The 16,189-nt window shown below is 28.4% G+C and carries 16 protein-coding genes; 7 read left to right on the forward strand and 9 right to left on the reverse strand.

The genetic code is table 11. From position 1 onward, the window contains the following. Window positions 1-69 precede the first annotated feature (69 nt). The 7 genes from ACY2RX_RS00005 to ACY2RX_RS00035 form a co-directional block, all read right to left on the reverse strand. Complete coding sequence (locus tag ACY2RX_RS00005) at window positions 70-456, reverse strand: transposase (protein WP_490101897.1); 387 nt, start codon at window positions 454-456, stop codon at window positions 70-72. Window positions 457-541: 85 nt separating this feature from the next. Continuing rightward, the gene (locus tag ACY2RX_RS00010; protein ID WP_490101898.1) at window positions 542-1,294 is read right to left on the reverse strand and encodes a hypothetical protein; all 753 of its coding nucleotides are present in this window, start codon (window positions 1,292-1,294) and stop codon (window positions 542-544) included. Between the two features lie 45 nt (window positions 1,295-1,339). Next, the gene (gene uvrB / locus ACY2RX_RS00015; RefSeq protein WP_490101899.1) at window positions 1,340-3,328 is read right to left on the reverse strand and encodes an excinuclease ABC subunit UvrB; all 1,989 of its coding nucleotides are present in this window, start codon (window positions 3,326-3,328) and stop codon (window positions 1,340-1,342) included. Between the two features lie 68 nt (window positions 3,329-3,396). Then, the gene (locus ACY2RX_RS00020; RefSeq protein WP_490101900.1) at window positions 3,397-6,249 is read right to left on the reverse strand and encodes a T9SS type B sorting domain-containing protein; all 2,853 of its coding nucleotides are present in this window, start codon (window positions 6,247-6,249) and stop codon (window positions 3,397-3,399) included. A 46-nt stretch (window positions 6,250-6,295) separates the two neighbouring features. Then, window positions 6,296-7,141: an ABC transporter permease gene (locus tag ACY2RX_RS00025; protein WP_490101901.1), complete on the reverse strand. Its 846-nt coding sequence runs from the start codon at window positions 7,139-7,141 to the stop codon at window positions 6,296-6,298. Window positions 7,142-7,163: 22 nt separating this feature from the next. Continuing rightward, window positions 7,164-8,063, reverse strand: a complete 900-nt coding sequence (locus ACY2RX_RS00030; RefSeq protein WP_490101902.1) for an ABC transporter ATP-binding protein — start codon at window positions 8,061-8,063, stop codon at window positions 7,164-7,166. A gap of 142 nt (window positions 8,064-8,205) precedes the next feature. Beyond that, window positions 8,206-8,697 carry an IS1096 element passenger TnpR family protein gene (locus ACY2RX_RS00035; RefSeq protein ID WP_490101903.1) on the reverse strand — a complete coding sequence of 164 codons (492 nt, stop codon included), beginning with the start codon at window positions 8,695-8,697 and terminating at the stop codon, window positions 8,206-8,208. A 71-nt stretch (window positions 8,698-8,768) separates the two neighbouring features. Between ACY2RX_RS00035 and ACY2RX_RS00040 the strand changes: the two genes are divergently transcribed. Next, the gene (locus ACY2RX_RS00040) at window positions 8,769-9,185 is read left to right on the forward strand and encodes a PaaI family thioesterase (protein ID WP_490101904.1); all 417 of its coding nucleotides are present in this window, start codon (window positions 8,769-8,771) and stop codon (window positions 9,183-9,185) included. 13 nt (window positions 9,186-9,198) lie between these two features. Beyond that, entirely contained in the window at window positions 9,199-10,251 is a 1,053-nt protein-coding gene (locus ACY2RX_RS00045; RefSeq protein ID WP_490101905.1) for a chorismate-binding protein, read from the forward strand. Window positions 10,252-10,377: 126 nt separating this feature from the next. Here the strand turns inward: ACY2RX_RS00045 and ACY2RX_RS00050 are convergent, their stop codons facing one another. Both ACY2RX_RS00050 and ACY2RX_RS00055 read right to left on the reverse strand, forming a co-directional pair. Beyond that, a complete protein-coding gene (locus ACY2RX_RS00050) occupies window positions 10,378-10,737 on the reverse strand; it encodes a PUR family DNA/RNA-binding protein (protein WP_490101906.1) in 360 nt (119 codons plus the stop codon). A gap of 81 nt (window positions 10,738-10,818) precedes the next feature. Further along, the gene (locus tag ACY2RX_RS00055; RefSeq protein ID WP_490101907.1) at window positions 10,819-12,573 is read right to left on the reverse strand and encodes an ABC transporter ATP-binding protein; all 1,755 of its coding nucleotides are present in this window, start codon (window positions 12,571-12,573) and stop codon (window positions 10,819-10,821) included. A gap of 146 nt (window positions 12,574-12,719) precedes the next feature. Here ACY2RX_RS00055 and nusB point away from each other — a divergent pair, with 146 nt between their 5' ends. The 5 genes from nusB to coaE all read left to right on the forward strand — a co-directional run bounded on the left by nusB (window position 12,720) and on the right by coaE (window position 16,128). Beyond that, entirely contained in the window at window positions 12,720-13,658 is a 939-nt protein-coding gene (nusB, locus tag ACY2RX_RS00060; RefSeq protein WP_490101908.1) for a transcription antitermination factor NusB, read from the forward strand. Between the two features lie 52 nt (window positions 13,659-13,710). Next, window positions 13,711-14,178, forward strand: coding sequence for a DUF1573 domain-containing protein (locus ACY2RX_RS00065; protein WP_490101909.1), 468 nt, complete (start codon window positions 13,711-13,713; stop codon window positions 14,176-14,178). Beyond that, a complete protein-coding gene (gene yajC / locus ACY2RX_RS00070) occupies window positions 14,178-14,498 on the forward strand; it encodes a preprotein translocase subunit YajC (protein WP_490101910.1) in 321 nt (106 codons plus the stop codon). The genes ACY2RX_RS00065 and yajC overlap by 1 nt, the downstream gene beginning before the upstream one ends. 102 nt (window positions 14,499-14,600) lie before the next feature. Beyond that, a complete protein-coding gene (locus ACY2RX_RS00075) occupies window positions 14,601-15,536 on the forward strand; it encodes a CdaR family protein (RefSeq protein ID WP_490101911.1) in 936 nt (311 codons plus the stop codon). Between the two features lies 1 nt (window position 15,537). Beyond that, window positions 15,538-16,128, forward strand: coding sequence for a dephospho-CoA kinase (gene coaE / locus ACY2RX_RS00080; RefSeq protein WP_490101912.1), 591 nt, complete (start codon window positions 15,538-15,540; stop codon window positions 16,126-16,128). Window positions 16,129-16,189 lie beyond the last annotated feature (61 nt).

The raw sequence follows: 16,189 nt of genomic DNA on the forward strand, positions 1-16,189 counted from the left end.
GTCTGCTTACCCCAAGTAACTCACAGGTAGATGAGATACTCTCATTATAATGTATTGTAAACATATCGATTACTTGGGTTTTGAGTTTTTTCTGATAGGAATATTAAACTCTTTCTCTGCTAAGTCAATCATCATATCAAACAAAATAGCCTTCTTATCAGCTCGTTCTGCTAAATGTTCTGCTCTGGCTTTTTGCTTCTCTAATAACTTGATTTTCTCTTCAAGTTCTATAATACGCTGTTGTGGACTTTTTGACATTGGTTTATAACTTTGATTTTCACAATCAAAGTTACCATATTTCTTGAGCCAATCTCTAATAGTAGATTTTGCTTGAATACCATAATTGTCTAATGCCTGGGAACGTGTCAGTTCTCCTTGCTCAATTTCCCGAACCACTTCTAACTTAAAAGACATAGTATAGTCTTTTTGAGTACGTTTTACATAGTTTGTTTTCATTACACTTAAAATTTAGTGTAACGCTATTTCAGGACGAGACATTTAAAATATATTTGAAAGCCTCACTGAAAAGTGAGGTTTTTTATTATAATTCCATTTTTAAAAAGTCATTGAAAGAAGGACTTAAATTAAATATGTAAGCGTGATTACTGTTTCTCCATATTCTTTCTTCTTGAAATAGATTGAGGTTTTTTAATATGCCTATTAGTTCTTTCATATCCTTTTGATATGTAGCAGAATTAACAACTTTAATTAATTCAATTTTAGAATCCTTTTTAAGAATGTTGATTAACTCTTTTAAGGAAAATAGAAGTTTTTCTTTATTGTATTTTGTGTCTATATTATGTAATAATGTATCGTAGTCTTTTTTAGAAATATCTGATACTTTAACATCTAAATTTTTTGTTGTTAGTTTTTTATTTATATTTCTTAAATTTTTAATTTGAGATTCTAACGATTTGTTATTTTCTATTGATTGAGAAAGCTGTTCTGTTAGAGAGTTTATATTTTCATAATTATTTATTTCAGATGATATTTCTTTATCTTTTCTGTAAAACCACTTAAGACAAAAATTAATAGTTGTGTTAAGAATTGTAAATAATAATATTAGTATTATGGAAATACATAAACAAATTAAAATTCTTGTGTAATATGAATCTTGATAGTTTATTTTAATTTGTTTAATTTTTTGACTCGCAGGAATATTTTCAAAAAAAAGGAAAAACAATATATCCCAGTTAAAAATAATAAGAACACATACATAAGTAATAATTATTGGAGCTTTTAATTTATTGCTTATGCTTTTTGTTATATTTTCTAAAATTTTATTTTCTTCCATCAAACAATTTTAGATAAATATACAAAATTCCAGAATTAGAATATATTAAATTTTTTCTCTCAAAATAGCAATCTCATCACGTAGTTTAGCTGCTACAATAAAGTCTAATGCTTTAGCTGCAGTTTCCATTTGTTTGCGTTTTTCTCTAATGCGTTTTTCTATTTCTTTTTTGGGTAAATATTGTAAATCTTGTTCTGCTGCCACTTGTTGTGCGTTATCATAATGATAACTAGAAATTGCTGATTTAGACAAAGTATCATCAATTTTTTTGTTGATTTGAGTTGGAGTGATGTTGTTTGCTGTGTTGTAAGCTATTTGTTTTTCACGTCTGCGTTCTGTTTCATCCATCGTTTTTTGCATACTGTTGGTAATTTTATCTGCATACATAATTGCCAAACCATTTACGTTTCTTGCTGCTCTACCAACAGTTTGCGTTAAAGATCTGTGAGAACGTAAAAAACCTTCTTTATCTGCATCTAAAATGGCAACTAAAGAAACTTCTGGTAAATCTAAACCTTCTCTTAAAAGGTTTACTCCAATTAAAACATCAAACAAACCTTTGCGCAAATCTTGCATAATTTCTACACGTTCTAAAGTATCTACATCAGAATGAATATATCTACAACGTATATCTACTCTTGCTAGATATTTAGTGAGTTCTTCTGCCATTCTTTTGGTTAAAGTGGTGACTAAAGTACGTTCGTCTTTTTCTACCCGAATTTGTATTTCTTCAATTAAATCATCAATTTGATTTAAACTGGGTCTGATTTCTATTGGCGGATCTAATAAACCTGTTGGCCTGATAATTTGTTCTACAAAAACACCTTCTGTTTTTTGTAATTCGTAATCTGCTGGAGTTGCAGAAACAAAAATAGTTTGATTCTGAATGGCTTCAAATTCTTCAAATTTTAAAGGACGATTGTCCATTGCTGCTGGTAAACGAAAACCATATTCTACTAAGTTTTCTTTTCTGCTTCTGTCTCCTCCATACATTGCGTGGGTTTGCGGAACAGTAACGTGGCTTTCATCAATAATCATTAAATAATCATCTGGAAAATAATCTAACAAACAGAATGGTCTTGTTCCAGGATTTCTGCCATCTAAATAACGAGAATAATTTTCTATTCCTGAACAATAACCCAATTCACGAATCATTTCTAAATCGAACTCTGTACGCTCTTTTAAACGTTTTGCTTCTAAATGTTTGCCAATTTCTTTAAAGTAATCTACCTGTTTCATCATATCTTCTTGAATAGAATGAATGGCATTTTGCAAGACATCAGGAGATGTTACAAACAAGTTTGCTGGATAAATTGTGAGTTCATTAAACTTTTCTAAAACAGTTTGACTTTCTAAATCAAACGATTCTATTTCTTCGATTTCATCGCCAAAAAAATGAATTCTGTAACCATTATCTCCATAAGAAGGATAAATTGTAACCACATCACCTTTTACTTTAAAAGTTCCGCTTTTAATTTCGTGCTCGGTTCTCGAGTATAAACTTGTTACCAATTGATGCAAAAATTTGGTTCTAGAAATAAGTTGCCCAACTTGAATCGGAATTACATTTTTCTTAAATTCTGTAGGGTTTCCAATTCCGTATAAACAAGAAACTGAGGCAACTACTAGTACATCTCGTCTGCCAGAAAGTAGGGAAGAAGTGGTGCTTAAACGCAGACGTTCTATATCATCATTTATTGATAAATCTTTTTCGATGTAAGTTCCTGTTACAGGAATATAGGCTTCTGGTTGATAATAATCGTAATAAGAAACAAAATACTCAACAGCATTTTCTGGAAAAAACTGTTTGAATTCTGAATATAATTGTGCCGCCAACGTTTTATTATGTGCTAAAACTAGTGTAGGTTTTTTTACTTCTTTGATAACATTTGCCACAGAAAAAGTTTTACCAGAACCAGTTACGCCTAATAAAGTTTGAAATTTTTCGCCAGCTAAAATTCCTTTAGAGAGTTCTTTTATGGCTTCTGGTTGATCTCCTGTTGGAGAAAATTCTGATACAAGTTTAAATTCCATATTGTAAAAATACGGATACTTTGTAAAAAATGTATCCGTATTTATGTCAAGTTTTTATCTCAAAGTTTTTATTTTTTTAAAAGAGAAAAATGTCCTTTTTTACTTCTAATATTATTATTAATATCTATAAGTGTGGCACTATACCAATAGTTGTCTTCTGGCATTTGTTTACCATTATTTATGCCATTCCAGCCTTGTTCAGTTTTTAAATCGATTGATTTTAATAATTTTCCATATCTATCAAAAATATCTATTTTGGCTACTGTGTAGAAAGAATTATCAACGCCTTCAATTTTCCAGGTATCAAATTTATTATCACCATTTGGAGTAAAAAATCGTTGAAAAAACACAAATGAAATTTCTTTAGAGGTTGAAATTCCACAACCATTAACATCGTTAATGTAGATTGTATTTAATCCAGGTTTTACATTGGTAAATGTGTAAGATAAATTTTCTGTTCCTTTAACAAAACTAGAAGATGTTTTGCTATTAATTGCATATTCGTAATTTCCTATTCCAGATATTTTTATTGTTATTTTGTTTTCATTTGGGTTGTCTTGGTCATCTTTAAAATCTATAGATTCTATCAGCGCTTTGTTAGATTCAATAACGGTAAAAGTGTTGTAACCTAAGGTTGTAGAATCATCTGTGCTAGATGGACTATTGCTATAACTTTGGTAAGCTTCAACTTTATAAGTTCCTTCTTTTTTTGCTTTATGAATAGCTGCTGTTTCGCCAGTAATAGGAATATCATTTAGAAACCATTGATAAGTATGATTGATATTGCCTGTGTTAGCATCTAAGTCTGTTGTTAGCAATTGCGGATTATCTTTGGGGTTGTTTACACATAAATATACAGGGTTTGGGTTTCCTTTTGGTACAGGTCTTTTGTTAACCTTTAGTTTAAATTTACCAATTGCTTCGCAAGTATTATTTTTAGAAATTCTTATGTAGATATCTGTATCATTTGTAAAGCGATATGTATTATAAGGAGGTTCAATTTTATTAATTTCTTTTGCTGCATCTTCTGAAGATCGATAAAAAGAAAATTGATTATCTATTCTATTAAAAACATTTTTGGTTGCTAAAATTATGGCATCTATTTTTTTTTCAAAATCAAAAATAGCATCATTAGAACCTTCACTATATATTTTTGGAGATGTAGATATATTTAATTCTGATTCATAAATGTTATCATAAAAACTAAAACTACCAGAAGTTGGGTTTACTTTTAGTGCTAATGTACCATTAGTAGAACAGCCTGTAACCGTATTTTTTATTCTAACTAATAATTGATGATTAAAAGCCGTTTTGTTTATATAGCCTACTTTATTAGTGATAGGAGAAGTATAACCTGTATCAGTGGGTTCAAAAAAATCTACAGTTACATCTGTGGCATTATTAGATAACGCTTTTTCTTTAGATTTTAAATTAAAAAAAGTTTTTCCATCTATAGAGTTAGAATCATAATCGCATTGTTCATATACAGGTATTGTATTGATAGTTGGTTTGGGATTCACTTTTAAATTAAAATTAGCATTATATTCAACAGTATTGCTACATTTATCAATAAGTTTAACTTTAAGTTTATACAAGCCAGAATTTGATATATCTAAATTATTTTTTTCCAGAATAGGATTGTTGGCGCTATTTAGTAATGTTGGAGAATCATTAAAAGTCCACTCATAAGTTACAGTTCCTGTAGATGTAATGCTTGCTGGGGTAATTTTAAAAGCCTCTCCTTTACATCTTTCTATTGTAATGTCGTTTGTTAGTAGCAAGTTTTCATCTTTTATTTCTATGGGTAAAAAATAAGATTGTATAAAAGGCGGGAGTCCTTCTGTACTTAAGTTAGACCCTAAGTTTATGCCATTTTCAACAAAATCAACATTACTACTGTCTTTTTCAGGAAAATTAATTACTCCTAAACTATTTGTTCTACTTCTAGCGTAATATATTTTTCCATTGGTAGCTAATTGTAGCGCTCCTCTATAACCAGAGTTAGTCCTATAAATTTCTTTAAGACTAGAGTTTATTGTGTTTATGTTTCCAGAAGTTAAATCAAATTGTACAATTGTTGCAGTATTTGGTGGGTTTCTTGGTCCTCCTATTCTAGTAAACTGGCTATGTCTACCAGAAGAAATATAGAGTTTTTCTCCGGTTCTAGAGAATTCAGCTCCATAACCTCTAGAAATACTTAATTGCATTTCATTGCTAATTGTTCCTGTTAGAGCATCAAAATCATAAATAAATGTACCACTTGGGCTTGCACTAACTAATTTAGTACCATCAGGCGAAAACTTTAAATACCCTCTTGTACTATCAATAGATGTATGTGCATCTTTTTTTTTTGGTATTGTATTAACTCCAGTATAGTCTATTAAATATGAATAAAATTTATCGTGGTCTGAAGTTACCACCCAAAATGTATTACAAGTTGTTCCTCTTACTGCTGTAATTTTTTCTCTTGAGTTTTCTGCTCCTGTTAAAATTAAATTCTTTTTTGTTACTTCTCCTTCTCCTGCATTAAGCGACATATCAACTTCTGAATATAAAACGCCATCATCACCACCTTGATTTCCTACGGTAAAAATATAATAAATATTAGTACTTAAAGGTTTTGGAATAATAATGGCAGATTGAGCACTAGAAGGATGTCCTTTTAAATCAGAACCATTAATCATTTCTCTACCATCTGCTTTATAAACAGTTGAGCCATCAGTATAAAATTGTAATTCCCCCAATGAATTTGAAATTGAGGTTGAACCCTCATCAGTAGAAAGGGTACCTGTTATAGAAACTGGTGTGCCAGAACTGAAATCTAAACCAGCATTTTCTCCAAAATACCAAAAGTTGGCTTCTTTTTGAGCAAATATATTTAGTGTAAAAAAGAGTAGTAAAAATAGATAAGATTTCTTCATTTGACGATATTTCAATACTTATATGGTCAAATATATTTAAAAAGTATTATAAATCTCTCTTTTTTAACAATGTATAAGATAAATAAATGAAAACAAACGTCCAAACAGATACAATTATAATGTTTGTAAACTCAACATCATATGTTTTTGTAAATGTTTCTCCTACCTGATTTGCCACAGATCTAACAGCTCCTAATCTAGAAAAAGGTTCTTTTATAAGGTTAGCCATTGCTTCTAAAGGTAAAAATTGCATAATGGCATCTACTTTTTCAGAAGTATTTTCAGAATCTTTAAAAGTCCAAAATAAATAGCCTTTAAACATACTTTCTATAATTAGCCATACAACCATAGCTCCAACCGCAAAAGCAGAACGTTTTACTAAAATCCCGAAGAATAATCCCATAGAAAAGAAACCAACAAGTTTTATAAAGAAAGCTAATAAGTATTCTAAATCAGAAGTAATAATTGCAATTTCATTATAATCAGAATAAACTAAACCTAAAATTAATGAAACTACAAAAACAAAAAGTGTAGATATAAGTGCAAATACAATTACTGTATAAAATTTAGATAAGATAAATTCTTTTTTGCTTAAACCATCAATTAAATTTTGTTTTAAGGTCTTATAGCTGTATTCGTTTGCCATCATTGAGACTATAACAAGTAATAAAAAGAACTTTAAAATGGCTGCCATATAAGTATTAAAATGCCAGACGTAAGGAAAATTAAAAATACCAGCATCAGCCAAATGAAATTTAACAGGGCCAATATCAAACTTAATTGCAGCAATTAGCGCAATAGAGGTAAGCAAACCAAAATAAATAAGAGAGAGCACTTTACTTGCTTTATTATATCTTAATTTATGAAATTCTATAGTTAATAGTCTTAACATAACTTTGTGTTTTATAAGTTGATTAGTTGTTGTTTGTTAAATCTAAGAATTGTTGTTCTAAACTTGGTTTACGTTTTACTAGATGTGATAACGTAATTCCGTTTTTAAACAGATATTCATTAATTTCTGTGGATGAAATACTGCTGTTTAAAGTTGCAATAATAGTTTCGTGTTCTTTAGCTATTTTACCAATGGCAGTATGTTTTTCTAAAATTGATATTAGTTTATCTTCATCAGATTCAACTTTTAATTCGAATAAACCGTTAGAAGCTGTCATTTCATCAACTCTACCACTGTATAATTTTACTCCTTTTCTAATAACAACAACATGAGAGCATACTTTTTCTACTTCATCTAAAAGATGTGAAGCCAATAAAATAGTAGTTCCGTTTGAAGCAATTTTTTTTATAATCTGACGAATTTCATGAATTCCTTGAGGGTCTAAACCATTTGTTGGCTCGTCTAAAATTAAAATTTCTGGATCATTTAATAATGCAGAGGCTATTGCCAATCGCTGTTTCATTCCTAAAGAAAAAGTTTTGAATTTACTATTTCTTCTTTCAAAAAGATTTACAGTAGTTAGTTTTTCGTCAATATTATTTGTTGTAATTCCTTTTATTTTGCAAATCAAAGCTAAATTTTGAGCAGCAGTCATATAAGGGTAAAAGTTAGGACGCTCTATAATTGCGCCTACTTTTTTTAATGCTTCATGTGTGGTTAGCTTTCCATTAAACCAAGAAAAATTACCAGAAGTTTTATTAACAACATTTAAAATGATACCTAAAGTGGTAGATTTTCCACTTCCGTTTGGACCTAAAATTCCGTAAACATTTCCTTTTTGAATATCAAAAGAAAGATTATTTACTGCATGAACTTGTCCGTATTTTTTATCGAGATTTTTAAGAGATAAGATCGTTTCCAAAGAAATTGTTTTAGTCGATTATTTAAATAAGACGACTAATTTACAATTTTGTTACTAGAAAATGTGTAATTGTGATGCGTGTAATTGTTTAATTGTTAAAATTACGCTTACACACTTAAACAATTACTCGATTACACGTTTATTAATATTCATTAAAATCGAAATCATCAAAAGGATCAAAATCATCATTATCTTCATCAAAATCACTTTCTAATTTATCTGCTTTAAATTCTTTTTCTGGTGCTTCAGCAGGAATTTCTCCAACAGAAAGTATCGTTTGTGGTAAATCTTCTCTTTTATCATCAGAAATTTCTACAACATCAACATAGAAAGTCCACATATTTAAAAAATCATAAACATAAATTAGTTTATTGTTTTCTTTTGGTAAAGTATCCTTTAAAATACACTTTTGCATAGAAATACCTTCGCCAGCTTCTTCCATATTAAATAATGGAATTTCTTCTCCTTGATTCCATTGTTCATCCGTTCTATAAAAAGAAGCCATTTCTTGAGCTTCAAAACCAAAAGATTTTGCAATAATGAAGTGCAAATCTTCTAAATTTAGGTGGTTGTCAACCAAAAGAGTTCTAATTATATCTTCTTTGGTATCTAAAATTACGCGTATTTTGTACATAAAATGCTTTCACTTTTCTGTGGCAAAAATACAATTTTTTATATGTACTTTTACACTACAATTGTAATGATATGGATACAACTACTATTTTAAAAGCGTTTAACGATCGTACCAAAAATACGTTAATGGAAACGCTTGCTATTGAATATGTTGCTGTTGGTAATGATTTTTTAACAGCAAAAATGCCTGTAAACTCTAAGGTTTATCAGCCTTACGGACAATTGCATGGAGGTGCAACTGCAGCTTTGGCAGAAAGTGTTGGTAGTGCTGCTTCTAATTTTTTTATTGATGTTGAAAATCAATTTATTAACGGAATTCAATTATCTATAAATCATATTAAAAGTAAACGAGAAGGGATGGTTTTTGCGACTGCTAAAAATATTCATAAAGGTAAAACTACACATTTATGGGAGGTTAGAATTGTTGATGAAAACGGCGATTTAATTTCAGTTGCCAAAATGACCAATATTGTTTTAAATAAAAAGTAATTCATCAATTTTAATGCGTATCATTTTTAATAAAATTGAAAGTTATTTTAAGAATAACTTGCCTTTTGTAGTTTATAGAAAACCAAATTCAGAAATTGTTTCTGCCTTTTTTTTAAAGGATGATACAATAGATTATACATCAAATTTTAATGAAAGCGGATTTGTTTTTGCTCCTTTTAATAGTGATGAAAAAGCTATTTTGTTTTCTAAAAATAATGCTGAGTTTATAACCGAGAAACTTGTTTTAGATAAAGAGTTTATTATAAATGACAATTTTAGCAACACTAACATTTCTGATAAAGAAAACCATATTAAGTTAGTTGAAAAAGCAATTGAAAAAATAAAAAAAACCGAATTAAAAAAAGTAGTAATTTCTAGAAAAGAAGAGGTAGAACTCAATGGTTTTAGTGTTTTAACTACTTTTAAAAAATTATTACAAACGTATTCTAATGCCTTTGTTTATGTTTGGTTTCATCCAAAAGTAGGACTTTGGTTTGGTGCAACTCCAGAAACGCTTTTGTATATTTCTAACAACAATTTTAAAACAATGTCTTTGGCAGGAACTCAATTATATGTTGAAAATGAAGCGGTTGTTTGGCAAAGTAAAGAATTGGAAGAACAGCAATTGGTTACCAATTTTATAGAATCTCAATTAATAGATATTGCTACTAATTTAGAAATTAACAAAATTGAAACTGTAAAAGCAGGAAATTTATTGCATTTAAAAACGAAAGTTTTTGGAAAATTTAACACTCAAAAATCAACACTTAAAACTTTACTTAGCGCTTTGCATCCAACGCCAGCAGTTTGCGGTTTGCCAAGAGAAATTGCTAAAAGATTTATCAATAAAAATGAAAATTACTCAAGAACTTTTTACACTGGTTTTTTAGGAGAATTAAATTTTGAAAATAAAAATTCTTCACTTTTTGTAAATTTAAGATGTATGAATATAGATGGAAATATCGCATCAATTTATGTTGGAGGAGGAATTACAAAAGATAGTAATGCTACAAAAGAATGGGAGGAAACGATTGCCAAAAGTAAGACTATGAAAAAAGTTTTATAAAAAAACCGCAAGTAGTAAACTTACGGCTTTTAAGTGTAAAATTGATTTGAATTGAAATTGTTTTTGTGAGAGAATTTATAAAATGTTTTTACATAAACTAGCTCATACAAAAAAGGTCTGTAACCTTTAAATATCGTCAAAAGAAACGTCTGTAAAACTTTGTGCAGACTTTTTATCTTCAGTTGTTTCTTCTTTCTTAAAATCTTTTTGATGGCGTTCGCTAATTACTTCACTACCTTTTTCATTTAAAATATAGTCAGTTGCTTTGCCTAACATTTCTTTAAAATCTGTAAAATCTTCTTTATATAAGTAGATTTTGTGTTTTTGGTAATGGAAAGAACCATCATCATGTGTAAATTTTTTACTCTCTGTAACTGTTAAGTAGTAGTCATCAGCTTTTGTTGCTCTAACATCGAAAAAATACGTTCTTCTTCCTGCTCTTAATACTTGCGAAAAAATTTCTTCTTGTTCAACTCTCTCTGCCATAATTCTTTTAAAATAGTTGTTATAAATTGTTTGTTATACTTAACAAATCTAATAAATTATTTAATGTAGCAATGTTAAAGATTACATTTCTTTTTCTAAAAGTTGTTGTTCATACAAATCTTTGTAGTACCCATCTTCTGTTATTAGTTGATTATGAGTTCCTTGTTGGGTGATTTTTCCATTATCTAAAACAATAATTTTATCTGCATTTTTTGCTGATGAAACTCTATGACTGATTATAAAAGTGGTAATATTTTTAGAAATTCGCTCTAAATTCGATAAGATTTTTTCTTCAGTTTCTGTATCTACCGCAGACAAACAATCATCAAAAATTAAAATTTTAGGTTTTTTAATAATTGCTCTAGCAATAGAAACCCGTTGTTTTTGTCCGCCAGAAAGTGTTACACCACGTTCACCTAGAATGGTTTGATATCCTTTAGGAAAATCGATAATATTTTTATGAACATCTGCGTTTTTAGCAGCAGTAATTATTTCATCTTTTGTGGCATCTTCTTTACCAAATTTAATGTTGTCTTCTATACTTTCTGAGAATAAAAAAGGATCTTGAGGTACAAAACCAATTTGCTTACGAACATCGTTTAAATTGGCTTCTTTTATGGGGTTGTTGTCTAGTAAAATGCTTCCTTGTTGGGTGTCATACAACCTAGAAATTAGTTCGATAATAGTAGATTTACCTGAACCTGTTTTGCCTAAAATAGCTAGTGTTTCTCCAGATTTTACAAAGAAATTAATGCTTTTTAATGCAGTAATGTTTGTATCATCATAAGTAAAAGTTACATCTTTAAAAGTTACATTTCCTTTTAGTTTTGTTGATGAATTATTGCTATTCTGAATTTCTGGAACCTGTTTTAAAAATTCATTAATTCTTAGTTGAGAAGCTTCTGCTTGTTGTACCATAGAAGTTACCCAACCCACTACAGCAACTGGCCAAGTAAGAATATTTACATACAACATAAATTCGATAATGGTTCCTATTTGAATTTCATCATTAATGTATTGTTTTCCGCCAATATAAATTACCAATAAATTACTGATTCCAATGAGTAAAATCATCAACGGAAAAAATAATGCATTTGCTTTGTGTAAATGAATGTTTTTTTCTTTGCTTTGGTCTGCTATTTCATCAAAATCTTTAATGATAGATGCTTCTATTCCGTAAGATTTTACCACATTTATACCTGAAAAAAATTCTTGATTAAACGTAGTTAATTTTGATAAATATTGCTGAACAATAGCACTTCTTTTATGAATAACTTTACTCAGTAAAAAGATAGAAATAGATAGCAATGGAAAAGGAATTAGCGTGTACATTGTTAATTTTACATCAATACTAATCATTTGCGTAAAACCAACTGCAAAAAGCACCATCATATTCATACTGTACATAACTGCTGGACCCACATACATTCTTACTTTAGAAACATCTTCAGAAATTCTATTCATTAAATCTCCTGTTCTATTTTTTTTGTAAAAATTAAGTGATAATCTTTGGTATTGTTGATAAATCTCGTTTTTTAAATCAAATTCTATCAATCTAGAAGTTACAATTATAGTTTGTCTCATCAAAAAAGTAAAAAAACCAGCCAATAATGCAACCCCAATAATAACGAGTACATTTATTAATAATTGATGTTTAACAACTTCTAAATCAGTAACAATTCCTTTTTGATAATCTTCAATAATATTTAAAGAATCTCCTATAATTTGCGGAACTTTTAAAGCTAAAAGCTTAGATAAAATGGTAATAACAAGCCCAGCAAGTATGCGCCATTTATATTTAGAAAAGTATTTGTTTATGTATTTAAGTTCTTTCAAAAGAGAATATTTATCAACTAAAAAATAAAGCACGAAGATACAAGATTAACCACAAAAATTTTTCTTAAAAAAGAATTAAAAAGGTTAAAGAATAAAAATAAAATAACCTTACTTTTGCATCGAAATTTATTCAAGTTCTTTAGAAAATGATAAACAGAAGACATATTCGAGTTAAAGTAATGCAATCTGTGTACGCTATGTTACAATCTCATAATGATGACATTATTAGAGAAGAAAAATTTTTAAAACATAGTATTTTAAAAATGTTCGATTTGTACGTTTTAAATCTTCAATTATTAGTTGAAGTACAAAAATTGGCATCCAAAAAAATGGCACTTTCTAAAAAGAAAATCCTTGCCACTAAAGAAGATTTAGACCCAAACACCAAATTTATAGACAATAAAATAATTAACGCAATTGCAGAAAGCATAAGTGTTGAGAGTTATATTGAAGTTAACAATTTAAAAAATTGGGAATTAGATGATGAGTATGTAAAAATTATTTTTGATGAATTACAAAAAAGCGATTTATACAAAAGATATTTAGATACAATAGAAGGTTCTTTTAAAGTTGATAAGGCTTTTACAATTGATTTTTTTAAAGAAATTATAGCTCCCAACGAAAAATTAGCTGAGTATTATGAAGACAAGATGATTTCTTGGGTAGATGATATTCCGTTTGTAAATACTTGGGTGGTAAAGTCTTTAAGCAAATGCAAACCCAATAAAACTTTTATGTTGGGCAGTTTGTATAAAGATACAGATGATGAAGATTTTGTATCAAACTTGTTTAAGAAAACAGTTTTAAAACACAAAGAATACGAAAAAGATATAGAAGAAAAAACACCCAATTGGGAAACAGATAGAATTGCTGATATAGATATGATTTTGATTAAAATGGCAATTACTGAGTTTGTAAATTTCCCATCTATACCAACAAGAGTAACCATTAACGAATATATAGAGGTTTCTAAAGATTATTCTACCGAAAGAAGTAGCTACTTTATAAACGGAGTTTTAGATAAAATTTCTAAAGAATTTTTAAAGAACAAAAAAATAGTTAAAATTGGTAGAGGTTTACTCTAACTTTATTGTGTACCATAATTAATTTATTATTTTTACAAAAATTATAATCGAGATGAAAAAAATAACATTTTTATTAGCTTTAGTGATAGCAAGTTCTTTTTTTACAGCGTGTAAAGATGGAGGAAATGCAACAAAAAAAATTAATAAAGAAAATTTAGAAAATGCAGCTAATAGAGATGCAGAAATAAAAAAAGGAACAGCATTAATATCTTTTGATAGTAAAGTGTATGATTTTGGCACCGTAAAAGAAGGAGATATTGTTGAAACCTCTTTTAAGTTAACAAATACAGGTAAAACAGATTTAGTAATTACAAATGCACAACCATCTTGTGGTTGTACAGTTCCTGTTTGGCCAAAAGCACCTATAAAACCAGGTGGTACAGGAGAAATTAAAGTAAGATTTGATACTGCTGGTAAACCTAATAGACAACAAAAAACAATTACATTATCTACTAATACAGAATCAGGTAGAGAAGTATTAACATTAAAAGGTTCTGTTACACCAAAAACAAAAAAATAATGAATTTTACAATTATAGCTTTACAAGAAGCTTCTGGTAGCCTAATGAGTATGTTACCTTTTTTAGCAATTATTGTTGTGTTTTATTTCTTTATGATAAGACCACAAATGAGTCGTCAAAAGAAAGAAAAAGCTTTTCAGGCAGAAATTAAAAAAGGAGCAAAAGTTGTGACTTCTAGCGGAATTCACGGTAAAATTGCTGAAATTAACAATACAGATAATACAATAACTGTAGAAACAGGTGCAGGTAAAATTAAGTTTGAACGCTCTGCAATTTCTATGGAATTAAGTAAAAAATATTTAGCTCCTGCTAAAAAATAAAAAGTAAATTTTTAAAAATTAAGTGAGCTTTATCTTTTTAGATACTGCTCACTTTTTTGTTTACAAGCTTTTGTGTAGATTGCATAAAAATCTAAAGTCATTTTGAGAAAGACAAAAAAAATATCGAAAAGTTTTATTGGTTTTTTAATAGCTTCAATAGTAATTTGGTTTATAATTACTTTGTCTAAAGAATATACAAGTACGCTAACTTTTTTAGTGCATTATAAAAACATTCCGCAAAACAAATTATTACAAAAAGAACCTCTTAAAGCCTTAGATATTACAGTAAAATCATCTGGGTTTAATATTTTAAGAGCTAGACTTGGTAAAAATGAAATAGCACTAAATGCTAATAATTTAAACAAGAAATCTTTAAATTTATATTATTTTTTAACAAGAAATCAAAAGATAAATATACAGAAGCAATTGCGTTCTGGTATGGAATTGCAAGAGTTTTCTTTAGATACAATTTACTTAAGCTTGGGTAGCTTATTGTCTAAAAAAGTACCTGTAATTCCTAATTTAGAGATTGATTATCATATTGGATATGACTTATCAAAAAAAATAGAATTAGAACCAGACAGCGTTGTAATTTCTGGTCCAGAAGCTATAATTAAAGAAATTAATTCCTTGCAACTTAATACGCTACAATTAAAAGATGTAAAGTCTAGTTTTTCTGAAAAAGTTAAAATTAATAACAGTCAACTATCTAATTTACAGGTTGATAAAAGTGAAGTGATTGTAAAAGGAAATGTAGAAAAATTTACAGAAGGAAGTTTAAACTTGCCATTTACAGTTGTTAATTTACCCGAAAAAGTATCGTTAACAACGTTAACTAAAACAGTAGAAGTTATTTATGTTGTTGCGCTATCTCAATTTAATAAAATTGATGAAGATTCTTTTACAATAGAATGTGATTATAAGGTTTCAGAAAAAAATAATTTAAATTACTTAATTCCAAAAGTTGTTTTAAAACCTAACTCATTAAAAAGTGTAAAAGTGATACCTAATAAAATTGATTTTTTAATTCAGAAATAAAATGATAGTTGGCTTAACAGGTGGCATAGGAAGTGGCAAAACAACTGTTGCCAAATTATTTTTAGAATTTAAAAATATTGTTGTTTATTTTGCAGATGTTGAGGCAAAAAAACGAATGAATTCTTCTTCGGTAATCAAACAAAAACTTGTAAGAGAATTTGGAGAACAGAGTTACATCCAAAATAAATTAAACAGAAAATATATTGCAGACATCGTTTTTAATGATAAAGAAAAACTAGAGGTTTTAAATGCAATTGTACATCCAGAAGTAAAAAAACATTTTCAAGAATTTGTAAAAAACAATAGCAATAAAGAATATATTCTTTACGAAAATGCCATTTTATTTGAGAGTAAAAGTAACTTGTTATGCGATTGTGTTATTTCTGTTTTTGCATCAAAAGAAGCTAGAATAGAAAGAATTATGCTTCGCGATAACTGTTCTAAAATAGAAGCAGAGAATAGGATAAAAAATCAATGGATAGAAGATAAAAAAGTTTTACAATCTAACTACTTAATAATCAATAATTCTATCGAAGAAACAAAACTTCAAGTTAGAAGAATTCATAATATTTTAACAAAAAAGGGTGGTTGAATTTAGGTAATTTTATTTTTATTGTTAAATAAGTCTTAAACTTCCATTAAAATAGTTAAAT

This window comes from Polaribacter sp. 2405UD43-2, from assembly GCF_058147125.1.

Excerpts from the sequence above, each read along its gene's own strand:
- ACY2RX_RS00005 (WP_490101897.1), bottom strand. The coding sequence starts at position 456 with ATGAAAACAAACTATGTAAAACGTACTCAAAAAGACTATACTATGTCT.
- ACY2RX_RS00010 (WP_490101898.1), bottom strand. The coding sequence starts at position 1,294 with ATGGAAGAAAATAAAATTTTAGAAAATATAACAAAAAGCATAAGCAAT.
- uvrB (WP_490101899.1), bottom strand. The coding sequence starts at position 3,328 with ATGGAATTTAAACTTGTATCAGAATTTTCTCCAACAGGAGATCAACCA.
- ACY2RX_RS00020 (WP_490101900.1), bottom strand. The coding sequence starts at position 6,249 with ATGAAGAAATCTTATCTATTTTTACTACTCTTTTTTACACTAAATATA.
- ACY2RX_RS00025 (WP_490101901.1), bottom strand. The coding sequence starts at position 7,141 with ATGTTAAGACTATTAACTATAGAATTTCATAAATTAAGATATAATAAA.
- ACY2RX_RS00035 (WP_490101903.1), bottom strand. The coding sequence starts at position 8,697 with ATGTACAAAATACGCGTAATTTTAGATACCAAAGAAGATATAATTAGA.
- ACY2RX_RS00040 (WP_490101904.1), top strand. The coding sequence starts at position 8,769 with ATGGATACAACTACTATTTTAAAAGCGTTTAACGATCGTACCAAAAAT.
- ACY2RX_RS00045 (WP_490101905.1), top strand. The coding sequence starts at position 9,199 with ATGCGTATCATTTTTAATAAAATTGAAAGTTATTTTAAGAATAACTTG.
- ACY2RX_RS00050 (WP_490101906.1), bottom strand. The coding sequence starts at position 10,737 with ATGGCAGAGAGAGTTGAACAAGAAGAAATTTTTTCGCAAGTATTAAGA.
- nusB (WP_490101908.1), top strand. The coding sequence starts at position 12,720 with ATGATAAACAGAAGACATATTCGAGTTAAAGTAATGCAATCTGTGTAC.
- ACY2RX_RS00065 (WP_490101909.1), top strand. The coding sequence starts at position 13,711 with ATGAAAAAAATAACATTTTTATTAGCTTTAGTGATAGCAAGTTCTTTT.
- yajC (WP_490101910.1), top strand. The coding sequence starts at position 14,178 with ATGAATTTTACAATTATAGCTTTACAAGAAGCTTCTGGTAGCCTAATG.
- coaE (WP_490101912.1), top strand. The coding sequence starts at position 15,538 with ATGATAGTTGGCTTAACAGGTGGCATAGGAAGTGGCAAAACAACTGTT.